A 17,928-nucleotide genomic window follows, 5' to 3' on the forward strand; every position below is an offset into this window, starting at 1 on the left:
CCATATGTCCTTCGAACTGCTTGCTACCGACGGCAGGGCGCGCCGCGGACGCCTGACCTTTCCGCGCGGCACGGTGGAGACGCCGGCGTTCATGCCGGTGGGTACTTACGGCACGGTCAAGGGCATGTTGCCGCGTGATGTCGAGGAAATCGGTGCCGAGATCATTCTCGGTAATACCTTCCACCTGTGGCTGCGTCCCGGCACCGAAGTGATCAAGGCCCACGGTGATCTGCATGATTTCATGCAATGGAAGGGGCCGATCCTGACCGATTCAGGTGGTTTCCAGGTGTTCAGCCTGGGCGCGATGCGCAAGATCAAGGAGGAGGGTGTCTACTTCGCTTCTCCGGTCGATGGCGCAAAAGTATTCATGGGGCCGGAAGAGTCGATGCAGGTCCAGCGCGACCTAGGCTCCGATATCGTGATGATCTTCGATGAATGCACGCCCTATCCGGCCGACGAGGAGGTGGCGCGGCGTTCCATGGAGTTGTCGCTGCGCTGGGCCAAGCGCTCCAAGGAGGCGCACGGCGATAGCGTCGCGGCGCTGTTCGGCATCGTCCAGGGCGGTATGCACGAATCGCTGCGCATGCGCTCGCTGGAAGGGCTGTGCGAGATTGGCTTCGACGGTCTGGCGATCGGCGGGCTGTCGGTGGGAGAGCCGAAGGAAGAGATGATCCGGGTGCTGGATTTCCTGCCGTCGCGGATGCCGGCCGACAAGCCCCGCTATCTCATGGGGGTCGGCAAGCCCGAGGACTTAGTTGAGGGTGTGCGTCGCGGCGTGGACATGTTCGACTGCGTAATGCCGACCCGCAATGCCCGCAACGGCCATCTGTTTACCGACACTGGCGTGATCAAGATTCGCAATGCGGTGCATCGGCACGATGATTCACCGCTGGATGCCGGCTGCGATTGTTACACCTGCAAACACTTCTCCCGCGCCTATCTGCACCATTTGGACAAGTGCGGCGAAATGCTGGGCAGCATGTTGAATACAATCCACAACCTGCGTCACTACCAGCGTCTGATGGCCGGTTTACGCGATGCTATCCAGCAGGGTACATTGGCGACCTTTGTCGACGCCTTCTATGCCAAGCGCGGTCTGCCAACCCCGCCGCTTGCGTGACGAATTCATACCAACTATCTCTGCAACAGGAGTGCTACATGAGCTTTCTGATTCCCGCCGCCTACGCACAAGAGGCTGCCGCTGGTCCCGCTGGTAGTGGTTTCGAGTGGTTGTTCCTGGTCGGCTTCCTGGTCATCTTCTACCTGATGATCTGGCGTCCCCAGGCCAAGCGCGCCAAGGACCACAAGAACCTGATCGGTGGCCTGCAGAAGGGCGATGAAGTGGTTACTTCCGGTGGCATTGCCGGCAAGGTCACCAAGGTGGCTGACGATTTTGTCGTTATCGAGGTTTCCGACAACGTTGAGCTGAAGTTCCAGAAGGTCGCGATTGCCGCGACGCTGCCCAAGGGCACTCTGAAAGCCATCTGAGCCGAGTTCAATTCAATACCACGACGGGGCGCGCAAGGCGCCCCGCGTCATTAGACGGGCTGCGTCATGCTCAATAGATTCCCCCTCTGGAAATACCTGCTGATACTGGTGGTGCTGGCGGTTGCTTGCATTTATTCGGCCCCCAATCTTTATCCCGACGATCCAGCTGTACAGATCACCGGCGCAACCACTTCGCTGAACGTGACCGAGGCTGATCTTAGCCGAGCCAGTACAGCGCTCGAAGAGGCTGGAATTGAAGTCAAGGACGTCTCGCTGGACGAACAGGGTCGCGGTGGTCTGCTGCGTCTGCTGCACCAGGACGATCAGCTGCCGGCCAAAGACGTGATCCGCCGCGCTCTAGGTGATGCCTATGTTGTTGCTCTCAACCTGGCACCGACCACGCCCGACTGGTTGCGCAGTCTCGGCGCGAGCCCGATGAAGCTCGGCCTGGACCTGTCCGGTGGCGTGCACTTCCTGCTCGAAGTGGATATGGACAAGGCTATCGAGACTCGCTTGAACGTCTATGAGGGGGAGGTCAAGAGCCTGCTACGCAAGGAGCGTGTCCGCTATCGTAGCCTGCCCATGCAGGACAACGCGGTGCAGCTGGGCTTTGCAGACCAGGCGACGCTATCCACCGCTCAGGCTCTGATCCGCAAGAACTTCAACGATTTTGAGATTACTTCCAGCGAACGCAACGGCCATCAGGTGCTGCGTCTGGCTATTACCGAGGCGAAGCTGGCGGAGATCCGCGAGTACTCCATCAAGCAGAACCTCACAACGGTTCGCAACCGGGTCAACGAACTGGGCGTTTCCGAGCCGCTGGTACAGCGCCAGGGCGCCAACCGCATCGTGGTCGAATTGCCGGGCGTACAGGACACTGCGGAAGCCAAGCGAATCCTTGGCAAGACTGCCAATCTGGAATTCCGCCTGGCAGCCGAGATGGATGCCCCGCGTGCGACCACCGAGACCTTCGAGTTCCGCCAGGAGGGCCGTCCGCCGGCACAGCTGGAGCGCTCGCTGATCATCACCGGCGATCAGGTGACCGATGCCCAGGCCAGCTACGACGAGAATGGTCGTCCGCAGGTCAATATCCGTCTGGATGGGCATGGTGGTGAGTTGATGAACCGGGCCACGCGCAACAGCGTCGGGCGCAGCATGGCGGTGATCTTCATCGAGCAGCGGCCGCAGACCCGTTATGTGAAGCAAATGGTCGATGGCGTCGAGCAGGAAGTGCGCGTCGAAACCTTCCAGGAAGAGAAAAGAATCATCAGCCTGGCGACCATCCAGTCGCCGCTGGGTAGCCAGTTCCGCATCACCGGCCTCGATGGGCAGGGTGAGTCTTCGGAACTCGCGCTGCTACTGCGCGCAGGTGGTCTGGCGGCACCGATGTACTTCGCCGAAGAACGTACCATCGGCCCAAGCCTGGGTGCCGAGAATATCAAGCTGGGCGTCGAGGCGGCTCTGTGGGGCTTCCTGTTCGTCGCGATCTTCATGGTGTTGATCTACAAGTTCTTCGGTGTGCTGGCAACCGTCGCGCTGCTATTCAACATGGTGCTGCTGACCGCGCTGATGTCGATGCTGGGTGCGACCCTGACGCTGCCGGGTATCGCCGGTATCGTGCTGACCATGGGTATGGCGGTGGATGCCAACGTGCTGATTTTCTCGCGGATTCGCGAGGAGATTCAGAACGGGATGTCAGTGCAGCGCGCCATCCACGAAGGTTTCGATCGGGCTTTTTCGGCGATCATCGACGGCAACCTGACTACATTGCTGGTTGGCGGCATCCTGTTTGCGATGGGGACTGGTCCGATCAAGGGCTTCGCCGTCACGCTCTCGCTCGGAATCCTGACGTCAATGTTCACGGCAATACTCGTGACCCGCGCCATGGTCAACGTGATCTACGGCGGCCGCGATCTCAAGAAGTTGTGGATTTAAGGGGCTAGCACGATGAAACGCGTAATCAATTTCATGGGTGTGCGTCATGTGGCTTTCGCCCTGACGGTAATACTCACGCTTGCTTCCCTCGGCAGTCTGGCGGTGAAGGGGCTGAACTTCGGCCTGGACTTTACCGGTGGCACGTTGATCGAGCTGTCTTACGAGCAACCGGTCGCGCTGGATGAAGTGCGGGCGCAGCTGTCCCGCTCCGATTTCGGTGAGGCCGTGGTTCAGAGTTTTGGTGCCACGACCGACGTGCTGGTGAGAATGCCGGGCGACGATCCTATGCTGGGCGAGCGTATCGCCGAGGCGCTGCGTGGCCATGAGGCTGCCAGCGCCGTCACCGTCAAACGCGTCGAGTTCGTTGGGCCGGCGGTAGGTGAGGAGCTGCGCGACCAGGGTGGGTTGGGCATGCTGCTTGCCCTTGGTGGCATCCTGGTCTACGTCGCGTTCCGCTTTCAATGGAAGTTCGGTTTGGGTGCGGTGCTGTCACTTTTCCACGACGTGATTGTGGTGCTGGGTGTCTTTTCATTCTTTCAGATTTCGTTCGACCTGACCGTGTTGGCTGCGGTGCTCGCGGTGATCGGCTATTCGCTCAACGATACCATCGTGATCTTCGATAGGATCCGCGAGAACTTTCGCATGTTGCGCAAGGCGGAGCTGCTCGAGAACATCAATATATCTACCACCCAAACGCTGCTGCGGACCTTGGCCACCTCGGTGTCCACCCTGCTTGCGGTAGGCGCGTTGATGTTCTTCGGTGGGGAAAACCTCTGGGGCTTCTCGCTGGCGTTGCTCATCGGGGTTGGTGCCGGAACCTATTCGTCCGTCTACATTGCCGGTGTCTTCCTTATCGCGTTGAAGTTGACCCGCGATGATCTGATTCCGCCAGTGGTGGAAGAGGTCGACGAGCGACCCTGAGGCGAACTTCTGACGGGCTCGGCTGCCTAAGCCGCCGCAACGGGGCCTTGCCCGTCGGAAGAAGGAAAACGCAGTGAATAAATCGATGCTGGTGGGTGCGGTACTAGGAGCGGTAGTGGTGACCGCGGGTGGCGCATTTGCCACTTACACGCTGGTTGACCGCGGGCCGAAGTTCGCTGAGGTCCTTAAGGTGGAGCCTGTCACGGAAACGATCAAGACGCCTCGGGAAGTCTGCAAGGAAGTGACGGTTACACGGCAGAAGCCGGTACAGGACCAGCATCGCATCGCTGGCACAGCGGTAGGAGCTGTGGTCGGCGGGTTGCTCGGCAATCAGGTCGGTGGTGGCACCGGCAAGAAGATCGCGACGGTCGCCGGGGCGGTGGGCGGTGGTTACGCCGGTAATCAGGTGCAAGAGCGGATGCAGGCCAACGATACTTACACCGCCACCGAGACCCGCTGCAATACGGTCACCGACACTCATGACAAGGTGGTTGGCTATGAGGTCCAGTACGATCTGGATGGGAAGGTCGGTACGGTGCGGATGGATCGCGATCCCGGTAATCGCATCCCCGTGCAGGACGGTCAGCTCATGCTGACGCAGCAGTGAGTAGTTTTTGGTCTGAATAAAAAAACGCCCCGCGGGGCGTTTTTTTGTGCTGCCGCTAGCTCAGCGTTTCAGTGACGGCGTGAGGTGCGGCTGGATAGCAGTCAGTACCGCTTTGAAGCATTTGGTGTTGCCCGCGACGATCTGGCCCTTCTCAAGGAAATCGTGACTACCACTGAAATCACTGACAAGGCCGCCAGCTTCCTGGATTAGTAGTGCGCCGGCGGCCATATCCCATTCGGAAAGCCCGAACTCCCAGAAGGCGTCATAGCGGCCGGCGGCGACATAGGCCAGGTCCAGACTGGCGGCGCCGGCGCGACGTAGCCCGGCGGTTTGTCCTACTAGGCTGCGGAACATGTTCAGGTAACTGTCCATGTTGTCCATTTGCCCGTCGCGGAACGGAAATCCGGTACCCAGCAGGGCGCCGTCCAGGCTCTTGCGCGTACTGACGCGCAATCGGCGGCCGTTGAGCGCGGCGCCACGACCGCGGCTCGCGGTGAATTCTTCCTGGCGAACCGGATCGAGAACGACGGCATGCTCAAGACGGCCACGGTATTTGCAGGCGATGCTGACGGCATAGTGTGGGACGCCCCGCAGAAAGTTTGTCGTGCCATCCAGCGGGTCGATCACCCAGAGATAATCCTTGCCGTCACCGCTGCCTTCCAGCAGTCCGCCTTCCTCGCCCAGAATGCCGTGATTCGGATAAGCCTTGCGCAGCGCGGCAACGATCAGCTGTTCGGCTGTTCGGTCGATCTCCGAGACGTAATCGCGCGCGTCCTTTTCGCTAACCGAGATCACGTCCAGGCGCTCGGTGGAACGAACAATCATTTCGCCGGCGCTACGGGCGGCGCGCAGCGCGATATTCAGCATGGGCTGCATCGATCAAATACCTGGTCGTTTAAAGAAAGCCGGCAATTCTATCAGAAAGCTGGCTCGGGTGTATGAGGATGGAGACCGTCGGGACGGTAATGGCGAAGGCGTAATCCCTTCCTGTAAGCTTTCGGTCCGCTTTTTGGTCGAGAATAACTGTGTCGCTTCAGAACATTCGTGTGGTGCTGGTCAATACGAGTCATGCCGGCAATATCGGTGGCGCGGCCAGGGCTATGAAAAATATGGGTTTGTCCCGTCTGGTTCTGGTGGATCCGGAGGATTTTCCCAGTCCGAACGCTATTGCCCGGGCGTCGGGTGCAACGGATATTCTCGATTCGGCGCAGGTCGTGGCGACGCTCGAAGAGGCGTTGGTGGGCTGCAGCCTGGTGCTGGGGACCAGTGCGCGTGATCGCCGAATACCCTGGCCGCTGTTGGATCCGCGCGAGACCGGTTCAGTTTGCCTGGAGCAAATCGAGCGCGGCGGTGAGGTCGCATTGGTATTCGGCCGCGAATATGCCGGTCTCACCAACGAAGAGCTTCAGCGCTGTCAGTACCATGTGCATATCCCGTCCGATCCTGATTTCAGTTCGCTGAACTTGGCCGCGGCGGTGCAGGTGCTGGCTTACGAGGTGCGTATGGCCTGGCTTGCGGCGAACGGCCAGCCAAGCAAGCAGGAGAAGCTCGAAACCACATCGATGCTCAATGCGCAGCCCGTGACCGCTGACGAGCTTGAGCACTATTACGGGCATCTCGAGCAGACCTTGATCGATATCGGCTTTCTCGACCCGGAGAAGCCTCGTCACCTTATGCCGCGTTTGCGCAGGCTTTACGGGCGTAGCGGCATCAGCAAACTCGAAATGAACATCCTGCGCGGGATTCTGACCGAAACCCAGAAGGCTGTCCGCGGCGAACCCCACAAGCGGAGATCTGATTGATGTTCGAACGCATGCGCGAAGATATCCAGAGCGTTTTTCATCGCGATCCGGCGGCGCGTAACGCATTCGAGGTCATCACTTGTTATCCGGGGCTGCACGCTGTCTGGTTTCATCGGGTTTCGCATTGGTTGTGGATGAAGGATTGCAAGTGGCTGGCGCGAGTGAACTCAAACCTGGCGCGGTGGCTGACGGGTATCGAGATCCATCCGGGGGCGCATATCGGTCGGCGTTTTTTTATCGATCATGGGATGGGTATCGTGATTGGCGAGACTGCGCAGATCGGTAATGACGTGACGCTCTATCATGGTGTCACGTTGGGTGGGACTAGCTGGAACAAGGGCAAGCGCCACCCTACGCTCGAAGACGGTGTGATTGTTGGAGCAGGGGCGAAGATTCTCGGCCCGTTTACAGTAGGTGCTGGCGCCAAGGTCGGCTCCAACGCGGTGGTCACCCGCGCGGTTCCGGCGGGTGCTACCGCGGTCGGCATTCCGGGGCGCGTGATCGTCAAGTCGGATGAAGAGCAAGAAGCCAAGCGCAAGGCGATTGCCGAGAAGATCGGCTTCGATGCTTACGGGGTGACAGAAGATATGCCAGACCCCGTGGCGCGCGCCATTGGCCAGTTGCTCGATCACGTCCAGGCTGTCGAAGAGCGCATGGAAGGTATGTGTCAGGCGCTGACTGCGCTAGGCAGCGACTATTGCGCCAAGCAGATGCCCGAGCTGCGTGAAGAGGATTTCGCTGAGGTTAAGGATGCTGGCGATGAGGCTCGCCCCTGAGGGTTGGGTGCGATAGACGGGGCGCGCTGTTATAATGGGCGCCTTTGCTGATGGGGTGCTGCGTTCCGGCCGCCGCTTCTGCTCAGCAGCTAAAGTCCGAGTGGTTTAATAGGTCTTATAGTTGATCTAAATAGTCGGGTATTGCATACTTGCGCCAAACCATGATGCTTGGTGCAAACCGATGCGATTGACTACCAAAGGCCGTTACGCCGTCACTGCGATGCTCGATCTGGCGCTGCATGCGCAGCATGGGCCGGTGTCTCTTGCCGATATATCCGAGCGGCAGGGCATCTCGCTCTCCTACCTTGAACAGCTATTCGCCAAACTGCGCCGTGGCAGTCTAGTTACCAGCGTTCGGGGGCCGGGTGGCGGTTATCAACTTTCCCGTGAAATGGCCGGTATTCAGGTTGCGCAAGTCATCGACGCAGTCAACGAGTCGGTCGATGCCACGCGCTGCCAGGGGCTGGGTGACTGTCATTCGGGTGATACCTGTCTGACCCACCATCTGTGGTGCGATTTGAGTCAGCAGATCCACGAGTTTCTAAGCGGCATCAGTCTGGCGGATCTGGTAATGCGTCGCGAGGTTCAGGAAGTGGCTCTGCGCCAGGATATGCGGCGCGCCAAAGGCCAGATTTCGCAACTGGATAAGATTGAAGCGTCCGCCGTCGATTGAGCAGGACGACTGCCTGATAGGAGATACCTGATGAAGTTGCCGATTTACCTTGATTATTCCGCTACCACACCGGTCGATCCTCGCGTTGCCGAGAAAATGGTCGAGTGCCTCACTGCTGAAGGTAACTTCGGCAACCCGGCGTCACGCTCCCATGCCTTTGGCTGGAAAGCCGAGGAGGCTGTGGAGAACGCTCGCCGCCAAGTCGCCGAGCTAGTCAATGCGGACCCTCGCGAAATCGTCTGGACTTCGGGTGCCACCGAATCTGACAACCTGGCGATCAAAGGCGTCGCGCATTTCTATGCCTCCAAAGGCAAGCACATCATCACCAGCAAGATCGAGCACAAGGCCGTTTTGGATACGACCCGCCAGCTTGAGCGTGAAGGCTTCGAAGTGACCTACATCGAGCCAGGCGAAGACGGTGTGATCACCCCGACAATGGTCGAGGCAGCCCTGCGTGATGACACCGTGTTGGTTTCCATCATGCACGTGAACAACGAGATCGGAACGATCAACGACATTGCTGCGATCGGTGAACTCACCCGCTCGCGCGGTGTGCTGTTCCATGTCGACGCCGCTCAGTCCACCGGCAAGGTGGAAATCGACCTAGAGAAGATGAAGGTCGACCTGATGTCCTTCTCCGCACACAAGACCTACGGCCCCAAAGGTGTCGGTGCGCTCTATGTTCGCCGCAAGCCACGTGTGCGCCTCGAAGCGCAGATGCATGGTGGTGGCCATGAGCGCGGCATGCGCTCGGGCACGCTGGCAGCGCATCAGTCGGTGGGCATGGGCGAGGCGTTCCGCATTGCTAAAGAGGAAATGGCTGCCGAGAACGAGCGCATCACTCAGTTGCGTGACCGCTTCTTCAAGCAGGTCGAACACCTGGAAGAGCTGTATGTAAACGGCAGCATGACGGCGCGGGTTCCGCACAACCTGAATCTGAGTTTCAACTATGTCGAGGGCGAGTCGCTGATCATGGCGCTCAAGGATCTGGCGGTTTCCTCCGGCTCTGCCTGTACCTCTGCCTCACTGGAGCCGTCTTATGTGCTCCGCGCGCTGGGCCGCAACGACGAACTTGCGCACAGCTCGATCCGTTTTACTTTCGGCCGCTTCACTACTGAAGAAGAAGTCGACTACGCCGCGCGGAAAGTCAGCGAGGCGGTTATCAAGTTGCGTGAGCTTTCGCCCCTGTGGGACATGTTCAAAGACGGCGTCGATATCTCGAAAGTCGAGTGGGCTGCCCACTGATTCACCGAGCTCCGCATAGCCTGATCAAAGAGGATTGCACCATGGCATACAGTGACAAGGTCATCGACCATTATGAAAACCCTCGCAATGTCGGCAAATTCGACGCTGAGGATCCATCCATCGGTACCGGCATGGTCGGTGCGCCGGCATGCGGCGACGTGATGCGCCTGCAGATCAAGGTCAACGAGCAGGGCGTCATTGAAGATGCCAAGTTCAAGACCTATGGCTGTGGTTCGGCCATCGCTTCCAGCTCGCTGGCTACCGAGTGGATGAAGGGCAAAACCCTGGAAGAAGCTGAAACCATCAAGAACACTCAGCTGGCCGAAGAGCTGGCGCTGCCGCCGGTGAAAATCCACTGCTCGGTCCTGGCGGAAGATGCCATCAAGGCCGCCGTTCGCGACTATCGCGAGAAAAAAGGGTTGCCACAGGCCTAAGGAGGTATCGATGGCTATCAGCATGACAGCCGCTGCTGCCAATCACGTACGTCGCTCCCTCGAGGGGCGCGGCAAAGGGCTGGGCGTCCGATTGGGTGTGCGCACCACCGGGTGTTCCGGTCTGGCCTACGTGCTTGAGTTCGTTGACGAGGCGGCGGTAGAGGACTCGGTGTTCGACAGTCACGGCGTGAAGGTCATCATCGATCCGAAAAGCCTCGTGTACCTCGATGGCACTGAACTCGACTTCGTTCGGGAAGGCCTGAACGAGGGCTTCAAGTTCAATAACCCCAACGTGCGCGGCGAATGCGGCTGCGGCGAGAGCTTCAACATCTGAGGACGCTGTGGGAACTCCCTGTCACTACGCGCTGTTCGAGCTGCAGCCGGCTTTCGATATTGATATCGAGGCGCTCTCGTCCCGTTATCGCGAGCTTGCACGCAAGGTTCATCCGGATCGGTTCGCTGACGCTGGCGAGAGAGAGCAGCGTCACGCCATAGAGCGCTCGGCGAATCTCAACGAGGCTTTTCAAACGTTGAAAAGCCCGTCCCGGCGGGCCCGTTATCTGCTAACGCTGCAGGGGCGGGATATGCCGCTTGAGGCTACCGTCCAGGATCCTGCCTTTCTGATGCAGCAGATGCAGTGGCGTGAAGAGCTCGAAGAGTTGTATGACGATGGGAATCTCGACGGCGTCGTTTCCTTCAAGGCTCGCCTGAAAGCCGTTCAGCAGGATCTCAATGATTCGTTCGCCCATATATGGCGGGATGAATCGCAGCGCGAGGAGGCGGAACGGCTGGTGCGCCGAATGCAGTTTCTCGACAAGCTGGCACATGAAGTGCGCCAGTTGGAAGAGCGCCTCGACGATTAACCCCGCGTAGCGCCAGCGCTGCGCCCGATATCAGACAGACATGGCCTTACTTCAGATAGCTGAACCCGGACAAAGCCCGCAGCCTCACCAGCGCCGCCTGGCGGTTGGTATCGATCTCGGAACTACCAATTCACTCGTCGCGGCCCTGCGTAGTGGCGTTACGGCGCCGCTGGCCGATGCCGACGGTGAGGTGATTCTTCCGTCCGCGGTGCGTTATCACGCTGACCACGTTGAGGTGGGACGTGCTGCTAAGAGCGCAGCCGCCAGTGACCCATTGAATACCGTTGTGTCGGTCAAACGTCTGTTGGGTCGCGGTATCGGCGATGTAAAGCAGCTGGGTGAGCAACTGCCTTATCAGTTCAGCGAAGGGCAATCGCAAATGCCTTTTATCGAGACGGTACAGGGCGCCAAGAGTCCGGTTGAGGTATCTGCCGAAATTCTTCGCACCTTGCGCGAGCGCGCTGAGGCCGTGCTGGGTGGTGAGCTAGTTGGTGCTGTGGTCACTGTTCCTGCGTATTTCGATGATGCGCAACGGCAAGCCACCAAGGACGCCGCGCGGCTGGCCAATCTCAATGTGCTGCGTCTACTCAACGAGCCGACCGCCGCAGCCGTTGCTTATGGTCTTGATCGCGAGGCCGAGGGCGTCGTGGCTATCTATGATCTGGGTGGCGGAACCTTCGATATCTCAATTCTGCGCCTAACGAAAGGTGTGTTCGAGGTGCTGGCGACCGGGGGCGATACCGCACTTGGCGGTGATGACTTCGACCATGCGATCGCCGGCTGGATTCTCGCCCAGGCGGGGGCATCCGAGGATCTCGATCCAGGCGCGCAGCGCGCAGTATTGAAAATCGCCTGTGATACCAAGGAGCGGCTCAGCGATGCCGAGTCCGTCGAGGTGCGTTATGGCGGTTGGCAGGGCGTTCTGACGCGCGCGACCTTCAACGAGCTCATCGATCCGATGATTGCTCGCAGCCTCAAGTCCTGCCGGCGCGCGCTACGGGATTCGGCTGTCGAGTTGGAAGATGTTCATGCGGTGGTAATGGTCGGCGGCTCCACTCGGGTGCCGAGAGTTCGTGAACGGGTTGGCGAGATGTTCGGTCGAGATCCTCTGACCGATATCGATCCCGATCAGGTCGTTGCCATCGGCGCGGCGATCCAGGCCGAAACCCTTGCAGGCAACAATCGTGATGGAGAGGAGCTTCTGCTGCTCGACGTGATCCCGTTGTCTCTGGGGCTGGAGACCATGGGCGGTCTGATGGAGAAGATCATCCCGCGCAACACCACGATTCCGGTTGCACGTGCGCAGGAGTTCACCACCTACAAGGATGGTCAGTCGGCCATGATGATCCACGTGCTGCAAGGCGAGCGCGAGCTTATCGCCGACTGCCGCTCGCTGGCTCGCTTCGAGTTGCGTGGCATACCTTCGATGGTGGCGGGCGCGGCGAAGATTCGCGTTACCTTTCAGGTCGATGCCGACGGGTTGCTCAGCGTATCGGCTCGTGAATTGGCATCCGGCGTCGAGTCGAGCATTCAGGTGAAGCCCTCGTATGGGCTGACCGATGGCGAAATCACCCGCATGCTGGAAGATTCTTTTAACAAGGCCGGCGAAGACAAGGCTGCTCGGGCGCTACGTGAACAGCTGGTCGATGCGCAGCGGCTGCTCGAGGCGGTCGACTCTGCCTTGGCTGTAGATGGCGAGCGTTTGCTCAGCGATGAGGAACGCGTCGCGATCGAATCGCAGATGCATGCGCTGCGTGAGCTGCTTGATGGTCACGACGGCGTTGCCATCGAGCGTCAAATCAAGCGCCTGAGCCAGATTACCGATGCCTTTGCCGCGCGCAGGCTAGATTCCACCGTCAAGGCTGCACTGGCTGGACGGCGGCTTAACGATATCGAGGAATGACCCAGATGCCGCAGATTGTTTTCCTGCCCCATGCTGACCACTGTCCGGAAGGGGCTGTAGTGGATGCGCAGCCCGGTGAAACGGTGCTCGATGCCGCGCTGCGAAACGGTATCGATATTGAGCATGCCTGTGAAAAATCCTGTGCATGTACCACCTGCCACGTTGTGATCCGTGAAGGATTTGCCTCGCTGGAAGCTTCCGATGAGCTGGAAGACGACATGCTGGACAAGGCCTGGGGGCTCGAGCCCAACTCCCGGCTGTCCTGTCAGGCGGCCGTTACGGATGCCGATCTGGTGGTCGAGATTCCGAAGTACACCATCAATCAAGTTTCCGAAGGCCATTGAGGGCGAGGTGAACCATGGCGCTTAAATGGGCCGATGTGCTGAACATCGCAATCGAACTGGCCGAATGCAAACCGGATGTAGATCCTCGCTATGTGAATTTCGTCGAGCTGCATCGTTGGGTGGTTGAGCTGCCAGATTTCTCGGACGATCCGAATCGCGGTGGCGAGAAAGTGCTCGAAGCCATCCAGGCTGCCTGGATCGAAGAAATCTAGATCAGCGGCGAGCTGCAAGTTTTGGGTAAGGTAGGCTCCACCCGCCGGCATCGACGTCGAGAGGGCTCTGCTGGGCTGAAGCCCACCCTGCGGTGCTTAAGACGTCCGTTTGGCATTCAAACTTCCAGCGCTGTTATCGTCTTCAGCTCCCCGGCTGCTCTTATATTTTCCTTCCCGACCCGCGTATAATTCGCGGGTTTACTCGTTTGCTTTAACCTGTCGATTTCTGGAGTTTTCAAATGGCCCTGCAACGCACTTTTTCCATCATCAAGCCTGACGCTGTCGCGAAGAACGTAATCGGTGAAATCACCTCCCGTTTTGAGAAGGCTGGTCTGCGCGTCGTCGCTTCGAAGATGGTCCAACTGTCCGAGCGTGAAGCTGGCGGTTTCTATGCCGAGCACAGTGAGCGTGGCTTCTTCAAGGATCTGGTCGCTTTCATGGTTTCCGGTCCGGTCATCGTTCAGGTGCTGGAAGGTGAAGACGCCATCGCCAAGAACCGTGAGCTGATGGGTGCCACCAACCCGAAGGAAGCCGCTCCGGGCACTATTCGCGCCGATTTCGCTGTTTCCATCGACGAAAATGCTGTTCACGGTTCCGATTCCGAAGCCTCTGCTGCGCGCGAAATCGCTTACTTCTTCTCCGCCACCGAAGTGTGCGCCCGCATTCGCTGATCAGGCGAAGGTGAATTCAATGACTGTTACGACCGGTAAAGTAAACCTGCTGGGGCTGACCCAGCCTCAGTTGGAAAGCTTCTTCGATTCAATAGGGGAGAAGCGCTTTCGTGCCGGTCAGGTCATGAAGTGGATTCACCACTTTGGCGTCGATGATTTCGACGCCATGAGCAATATCGGCAAGGCCTTGCGCGAAAAGCTCAAGGCCTCTGCCGAGATACGCGGCCCGGAAATCGTCAGCGAGGATATTTCCAGCGATGGCACCCGCAAATGGGTGGTTCGCGTCGCCTCGGGCAGTTGTGTCGAAACCGTATACATTCCGCAGAACGGGCGGGGCACGCTGTGCGTTTCTTCGCAGGCTGGTTGCGCGCTGGACTGCAGTTTCTGCTCTACCGGCAAACAAGGTTTCAACAGCAACCTCACGGCAGCCGAGGTGATCGGTCAGGTGTGGATTGCTAACAAGTCGTTCGGCACCATACCGGCGAAAGTCGATCGCGCCATCACTAACGTGGTGATGATGGGCATGGGCGAGCCTTTGCTGAACTTCGACAACGTCGTCGCCGCCATGCAGATCATGATGGATGACCTGGGATATGGCATTTCCAAGCGCAAGGTGACGCTCTCGACATCCGGTGTCGTACCGATGATCGATGAACTCTCCAAAGTCATCGACGTGTCGCTGGCACTGTCGCTGCATGCGCCGAACGACGCGCTGCGTGACCAGTTGGTGCCTATCAACAAGAAGTACCCATTGGAGATGCTGCTTGCTGCTTGCCAGCGCTATATCTCGAATCTGGGCGAGAAGCGCGTGCTCACCATCGAGTACACGCTTTTGCAAGGTGTCAACGATCAGCCCGAGCATGCCGAGCAAATGATCGCGTTGCTGGCGAAAATCCCCTGCAAGATCAATTTGATCCCTTTCAACCCCTTCCCGCATTCCGGATATGAGAGGCCGAGCAACAACGCCATCCGCCGTTTCCAGGACATCCTGCATAAAGCTGGGCACAATGTAACGGTGCGTACCACTCGCGGCGAGGATATCGATGCAGCCTGCGGCCAGCTGGTGGGTCAGGTGATGGATCGGACGCGTCGTAGCGAGCGCTATATCGCGGTGCGTGAGTTGCAATCCGAGCCAGTGACGGCGTCCGTTGCTTCCAACCGTTCCTGAGGAGGGGATATTGCTGATGACCGTGCGCGTTGCGCTGCTGCTTGTCTTTGCCGGCTTCATGGCTGGCTGTGTATCTTCCGGGACGGGTAATCCGTTGCAAACCTCTGAAGGGCGTAACGAAGCGCGAGATGCCTATATTCAGCTTGGCATCGGCTATTTGCAGCAAGGTGAGGGCTCGCGTGCCAAGACGCCGCTGCGCAAGGCGCTCGAGCTGGATCCAGGTAGTGCGGACGCCCATGCGGCGCTGGCTCTCGTATTTCAGAACGAGATGGAATACCAGTTGGCCGACGAGCATTACCGTAAGGCACTATCCAGCCGCAACGATGCACGTATCTTGAACAACTACGGCAGTTTCCTGTTCGAGCAGAAACGTTATCAAGAAGCCATGGAGCGTTTTGCGAAAGCGTCCGAGGATAACCTCTATCCCGAGCGCTCGCATGTCTTCCAGAACATGGGCATGACTGCGCTGAAACTCGGCCAGCGCGAGCAGGCCGAAGCCTATTTCACCCGCGCTCTTCGCCTCGACAGCCGTCAGCCACGGGCTCTTCTCGAACTTGCACTATTGGCCTACGAGGCCCAGCAGTACGTGCCGGCAAAACGTTATTACGATGGATTCAGTAGTCTTTCCGAGCAGAACGCCCGCAGTTTGCTGCTGGGTATTCGTCTGGCAAGGATTCATCAGGACCGGGACCAAGCAGCAAGCCTCGGCCTGCAACTCAAGCGCCTGTACCCAGGTACGCCTGAATATCAACAGTTTCTTTCGGAGCAACGATGATAGCGCCACATTCAGAAGCCGCTGCCCCGACACTGGCCAACCCAGGCGAGACGCTCCGCGCCGCGCGGGAAAGCAAGGACTGGTCGATTTCTTCGGTGGCGAAACAGCTCAATCTGTCGGAGCGCTCGCTCATCCAGATCGAGGCCGGTGATTTCAGTCAGCTGCCTGGCCATACTTTTGCGCGCGGCTACGTTCGGGCATATGCCAAGCTCCTGGGGCTGGATCAGGCTCTGTTAGTGCAGCAGTTCGATCAGCATACTGGTACGGATGCGAGTGGTAGCAGCGTCAACAGCCTGGGTCATATTGATCAGCCCGTGCGCTTGTCGCGCAGCATGGTGCGCTTCTTCACGTTTCTTCTGACGCTTGTTATTGGCGCTGGCGCTTTTTTTTGGTGGCAGGACCGATCGGCTCGTAACGAGTCGGGCCCATCGGTCACGGCACTGGAGCGGATCGAGGTCGAGGCGGCCGACGGTACCACTGAGATTCATTTGCTGGATCGAGCCGAGGATCCGGCTGAGCTTGCTATCGACGAGCCGACTGATTCAGTGCCGCCTACGGTGAGTGACCAAGGGCAGAGCTCTGAAACTGTAACCCTGTCGTCGGACGAACAGCCGGCAGCCGAGATGCCTATTGAAGCGCCTGCGGAGCAGGGCGAGCCGGTTTCTTCCGCTGAGGTATCCGCCGCGCCCGCCCCACCAGCCGATGTTGCAGTGGCTCCAGTGGCCGAAGCGGAGCCGATCGTGCCGGGAGAAGGTCGCCTGACGCTTGAGTACACCGCTGACTGCTGGACCCGAGTAACCGATGCGAACGGCAAGGTGCTTTACAGCGGGTTGGAAAAGGCTGGCAGCAGTCGCACTTTGGTTGGCGAGACCCCGCTGGACCTGCACCTGGGCTTTGCCTCCGGTGTGCAAGTCAGCTTCAACGGGGAAGCCGTCAATCTTTCTGGCAAAACGCGTGGCGAGACCGCGCGACTCAAGCTCGGACAGTAATTATGCACAGTGAATCCCCCATCAAGCGCCGCCACACCCGAAAGATTTGGGTTGGCAGCGTACCGGTCGGTGGCGATGCGCCTATCGCCGTGCAGAGCATGACCAATACCGAAACCTGCGACGTCGACGCGACTGTCGCGCAGATCCAGCGGCTGCAGGATGCAGGTGCGGACATCGTTCGGGTCTCGGTGCCCTCGATGGATGCGGCTGAGGCGTTCGGCAAGATCAAGCTGCGCGTCGGTTTGCCGCTGGTGGCCGACATCCATTTCGACTATCAGATTGCCCTGCGTGTGGCTGAGCTTGGCGTCGATTGTCTGCGCATCAACCCCGGCAACATCGGTCGGGAAGATCGTGTGCGGGCCGTGGTCGAAGCCGCACGCGACCGCGGAATCCCGATCCGCATTGGCGTTAATGCCGGGTCGCTGGAAAAAGATCTGCAGAAAAAATACGGCGAGCCGACACCCGAGGCGTTGGTGGAATCGGCTTTGCGCCATGTCGAGCACCTCGACCGGCTGAACTTCCCAGACTTCAAGGTCAGCGTAAAGGCTTCCGATGTGTTCATGGCCGTTGCCGCGTACCGGCTGCTGGCAGACAAGATCGAGCAGCCGCTGCATCTGGGCATCACCGAAGCTGGTGGCTTGCGCTCCGGGACGGTGAAGTCTGCGGTAGGGCTGGGCATGCTGCTGGCCGAGGGCATCGGCGACACCATCCGTATTTCGCTTGCGGCCGACCCGGTGGAAGAAATCAAGGTCGGTTTCGATATCCTCAAATCGTTACGTCTGCGCTCGCGTGGCATCAACTTCATCGCCTGCCCGAGCTGCTCGCGGCAGAACTTCGATGTGGTCAAGACCATGAACGAACTCGAAGGGCGGTTGGACGATTTACTGGTGCCGATGGATGTGGCGGTGATCGGTTGCGTCGTGAACGGTCCCGGAGAAGCCAAGGAAGCGCATATCGGTCTGACCGGCGGCACGCCCAATAACCTCATCTACATCGACGGCAAGCCGGCGCAGAAGCTGAACAACGAAAATCTGGTCGACGAGTTGGAACAGCTGATTCGTCGCAAGGCCAGCGAGAAGGCCGAGGCTGACGCCGCGCTGATTGTTCGTGGCTGATTAAGGA

Annotated in this window: 21 protein-coding genes; 20 read left to right on the forward strand and 1 reads right to left on the reverse strand. The window is 59.1% G+C overall.

All coding sequences use genetic code 11. The annotated features are described in order from the left end of the window. Nucleotides 1–4: 4 nt before the first annotated feature. The 5 genes from tgt to GYM54_RS19720 all read left to right on the forward strand — a co-directional run bounded on the left by tgt (nt 5) and on the right by GYM54_RS19720 (nt 4,951). Nucleotides 5–1,120, forward strand: a complete 1,116-nt coding sequence (gene tgt / locus GYM54_RS19700; protein ID WP_165914257.1) for a tRNA guanosine(34) transglycosylase Tgt — start codon at nt 5–7, stop codon at nt 1,118–1,120. A gap of 38 nt (nt 1,121–1,158) precedes the next feature. Then, nucleotides 1,159–1,488: a preprotein translocase subunit YajC gene (yajC, locus tag GYM54_RS19705; protein ID WP_131651186.1), complete on the forward strand. Its 330-nt coding sequence runs from the start codon at nt 1,159–1,161 to the stop codon at nt 1,486–1,488. A gap of 66 nt (nt 1,489–1,554) precedes the next feature. Continuing rightward, the gene (gene secD / locus GYM54_RS19710) at nt 1,555–3,423 is read left to right on the forward strand and encodes a protein translocase subunit SecD (RefSeq protein WP_181101701.1); all 1,869 of its coding nucleotides are present in this window, start codon (nt 1,555–1,557) and stop codon (nt 3,421–3,423) included. A gap of 12 nt (nt 3,424–3,435) precedes the next feature. After that, the gene (gene secF / locus GYM54_RS19715; protein WP_197445459.1) at nt 3,436–4,344 is read left to right on the forward strand and encodes a protein translocase subunit SecF; all 909 of its coding nucleotides are present in this window, start codon (nt 3,436–3,438) and stop codon (nt 4,342–4,344) included. Nucleotides 4,345–4,417: 73 nt separating this feature from the next. Continuing rightward, entirely contained in the window at nt 4,418–4,951 is a 534-nt protein-coding gene (locus GYM54_RS19720; RefSeq protein WP_131651189.1) for a glycine zipper 2TM domain-containing protein, read from the forward strand. Between the two features lie 60 nt (nt 4,952–5,011). On the opposite strand, the gene suhB is transcribed toward GYM54_RS19720, so the two are convergent. Further along, the gene (gene suhB / locus GYM54_RS19725) at nt 5,012–5,827 is read right to left on the reverse strand and encodes an inositol-phosphate phosphatase (protein ID WP_131651190.1); all 816 of its coding nucleotides are present in this window, start codon (nt 5,825–5,827) and stop codon (nt 5,012–5,014) included. Nucleotides 5,828–5,976: 149 nt separating this feature from the next. On the opposite strand from suhB, the gene trmJ reads away from it, so the two are divergent. The 15 genes from trmJ to ispG all read left to right on the forward strand — a co-directional run bounded on the left by trmJ (nt 5,977) and on the right by ispG (nt 17,921). Next, nucleotides 5,977–6,753: a tRNA (cytosine(32)/uridine(32)-2'-O)-methyltransferase TrmJ gene (gene trmJ / locus GYM54_RS19730; protein WP_131651191.1), complete on the forward strand. Its 777-nt coding sequence runs from the start codon at nt 5,977–5,979 to the stop codon at nt 6,751–6,753. Beyond that, nucleotides 6,753–7,529 carry a serine O-acetyltransferase gene (cysE, locus tag GYM54_RS19735; protein WP_131651192.1) on the forward strand — a complete coding sequence of 259 codons (777 nt, stop codon included), beginning with the start codon at nt 6,753–6,755 and terminating at the stop codon, nt 7,527–7,529. The genes trmJ and cysE overlap by 1 nt, the downstream gene beginning before the upstream one ends. Nucleotides 7,530–7,710: 181 nt before the next feature. Further along, nucleotides 7,711–8,202: a Fe-S cluster assembly transcriptional regulator IscR gene (iscR, locus tag GYM54_RS19740; protein WP_197445458.1), complete on the forward strand. Its 492-nt coding sequence runs from the start codon at nt 7,711–7,713 to the stop codon at nt 8,200–8,202. Between the two features lie 30 nt (nt 8,203–8,232). After that, nucleotides 8,233–9,447, forward strand: coding sequence for an IscS subfamily cysteine desulfurase (locus tag GYM54_RS19745; RefSeq protein ID WP_131651194.1), 1,215 nt, complete (start codon nt 8,233–8,235; stop codon nt 9,445–9,447). Nucleotides 9,448–9,488: 41 nt separating this feature from the next. Then, on the forward strand, nt 9,489–9,881 hold the full coding sequence (iscU, locus tag GYM54_RS19750; protein ID WP_045425243.1) for a Fe-S cluster assembly scaffold IscU: 393 nt from the start codon (nt 9,489–9,491) through the stop codon (nt 9,879–9,881). 10 nt (nt 9,882–9,891) lie between these two features. Next, on the forward strand, nt 9,892–10,215 hold the full coding sequence (iscA, locus tag GYM54_RS19755; RefSeq protein WP_131651195.1) for an iron-sulfur cluster assembly protein IscA: 324 nt from the start codon (nt 9,892–9,894) through the stop codon (nt 10,213–10,215). Nucleotides 10,216–10,222: 7 nt separating this feature from the next. Further along, a complete protein-coding gene (hscB, locus tag GYM54_RS19760) occupies nt 10,223–10,744 on the forward strand; it encodes a co-chaperone HscB (protein ID WP_131651196.1) in 522 nt (173 codons plus the stop codon). 40 nt (nt 10,745–10,784) lie between these two features. Further along, nucleotides 10,785–12,647 carry a Fe-S protein assembly chaperone HscA gene (gene hscA / locus GYM54_RS19765; protein WP_197445457.1) on the forward strand — a complete coding sequence of 621 codons (1,863 nt, stop codon included), beginning with the start codon at nt 10,785–10,787 and terminating at the stop codon, nt 12,645–12,647. A gap of 5 nt (nt 12,648–12,652) precedes the next feature. After that, entirely contained in the window at nt 12,653–12,991 is a 339-nt protein-coding gene (gene fdx, locus GYM54_RS19770) for an ISC system 2Fe-2S type ferredoxin (protein ID WP_131651268.1), read from the forward strand. 14 nt (nt 12,992–13,005) lie between these two features. Next, nucleotides 13,006–13,203, forward strand: coding sequence for a Fe-S cluster assembly protein IscX (iscX, locus tag GYM54_RS19775; RefSeq protein WP_197445456.1), 198 nt, complete (start codon nt 13,006–13,008; stop codon nt 13,201–13,203). A 239-nt stretch (nt 13,204–13,442) separates the two neighbouring features. Beyond that, nucleotides 13,443–13,874: a nucleoside-diphosphate kinase gene (ndk, locus tag GYM54_RS19780; RefSeq protein WP_021209485.1), complete on the forward strand. Its 432-nt coding sequence runs from the start codon at nt 13,443–13,445 to the stop codon at nt 13,872–13,874. 19 nt (nt 13,875–13,893) lie between these two features. After that, nucleotides 13,894–15,042, forward strand: coding sequence for a 23S rRNA (adenine(2503)-C(2))-methyltransferase RlmN (gene rlmN, locus GYM54_RS19785; RefSeq protein ID WP_131651199.1), 1,149 nt, complete (start codon nt 13,894–13,896; stop codon nt 15,040–15,042). A 16-nt stretch (nt 15,043–15,058) separates the two neighbouring features. After that, nucleotides 15,059–15,817, forward strand: coding sequence for a type IV pilus biogenesis/stability protein PilW (gene pilW / locus GYM54_RS19790; RefSeq protein ID WP_181101690.1), 759 nt, complete (start codon nt 15,059–15,061; stop codon nt 15,815–15,817). Then, complete coding sequence (locus GYM54_RS19795) at nt 15,814–16,806, forward strand: RodZ family helix-turn-helix domain-containing protein (protein ID WP_181101688.1); 993 nt, start codon at nt 15,814–15,816, stop codon at nt 16,804–16,806. Before pilW ends, GYM54_RS19795 begins: the two co-directional genes overlap by 4 nt. Before the next feature lie 2 nt (nt 16,807–16,808). Continuing rightward, nucleotides 16,809–17,921, forward strand: coding sequence for a flavodoxin-dependent (E)-4-hydroxy-3-methylbut-2-enyl-diphosphate synthase (ispG, locus tag GYM54_RS19800; protein ID WP_181101686.1), 1,113 nt, complete (start codon nt 16,809–16,811; stop codon nt 17,919–17,921). Nucleotides 17,922–17,928: the final 7 nt, after the last annotated feature.

Origin of the sequence: Pseudomonas sp. MTM4, assembly GCF_019355055.1 — a bacterium.
In the GTDB taxonomy this organism is placed as follows: Bacteria; Pseudomonadota; Gammaproteobacteria; order Pseudomonadales; family Pseudomonadaceae; genus Stutzerimonas.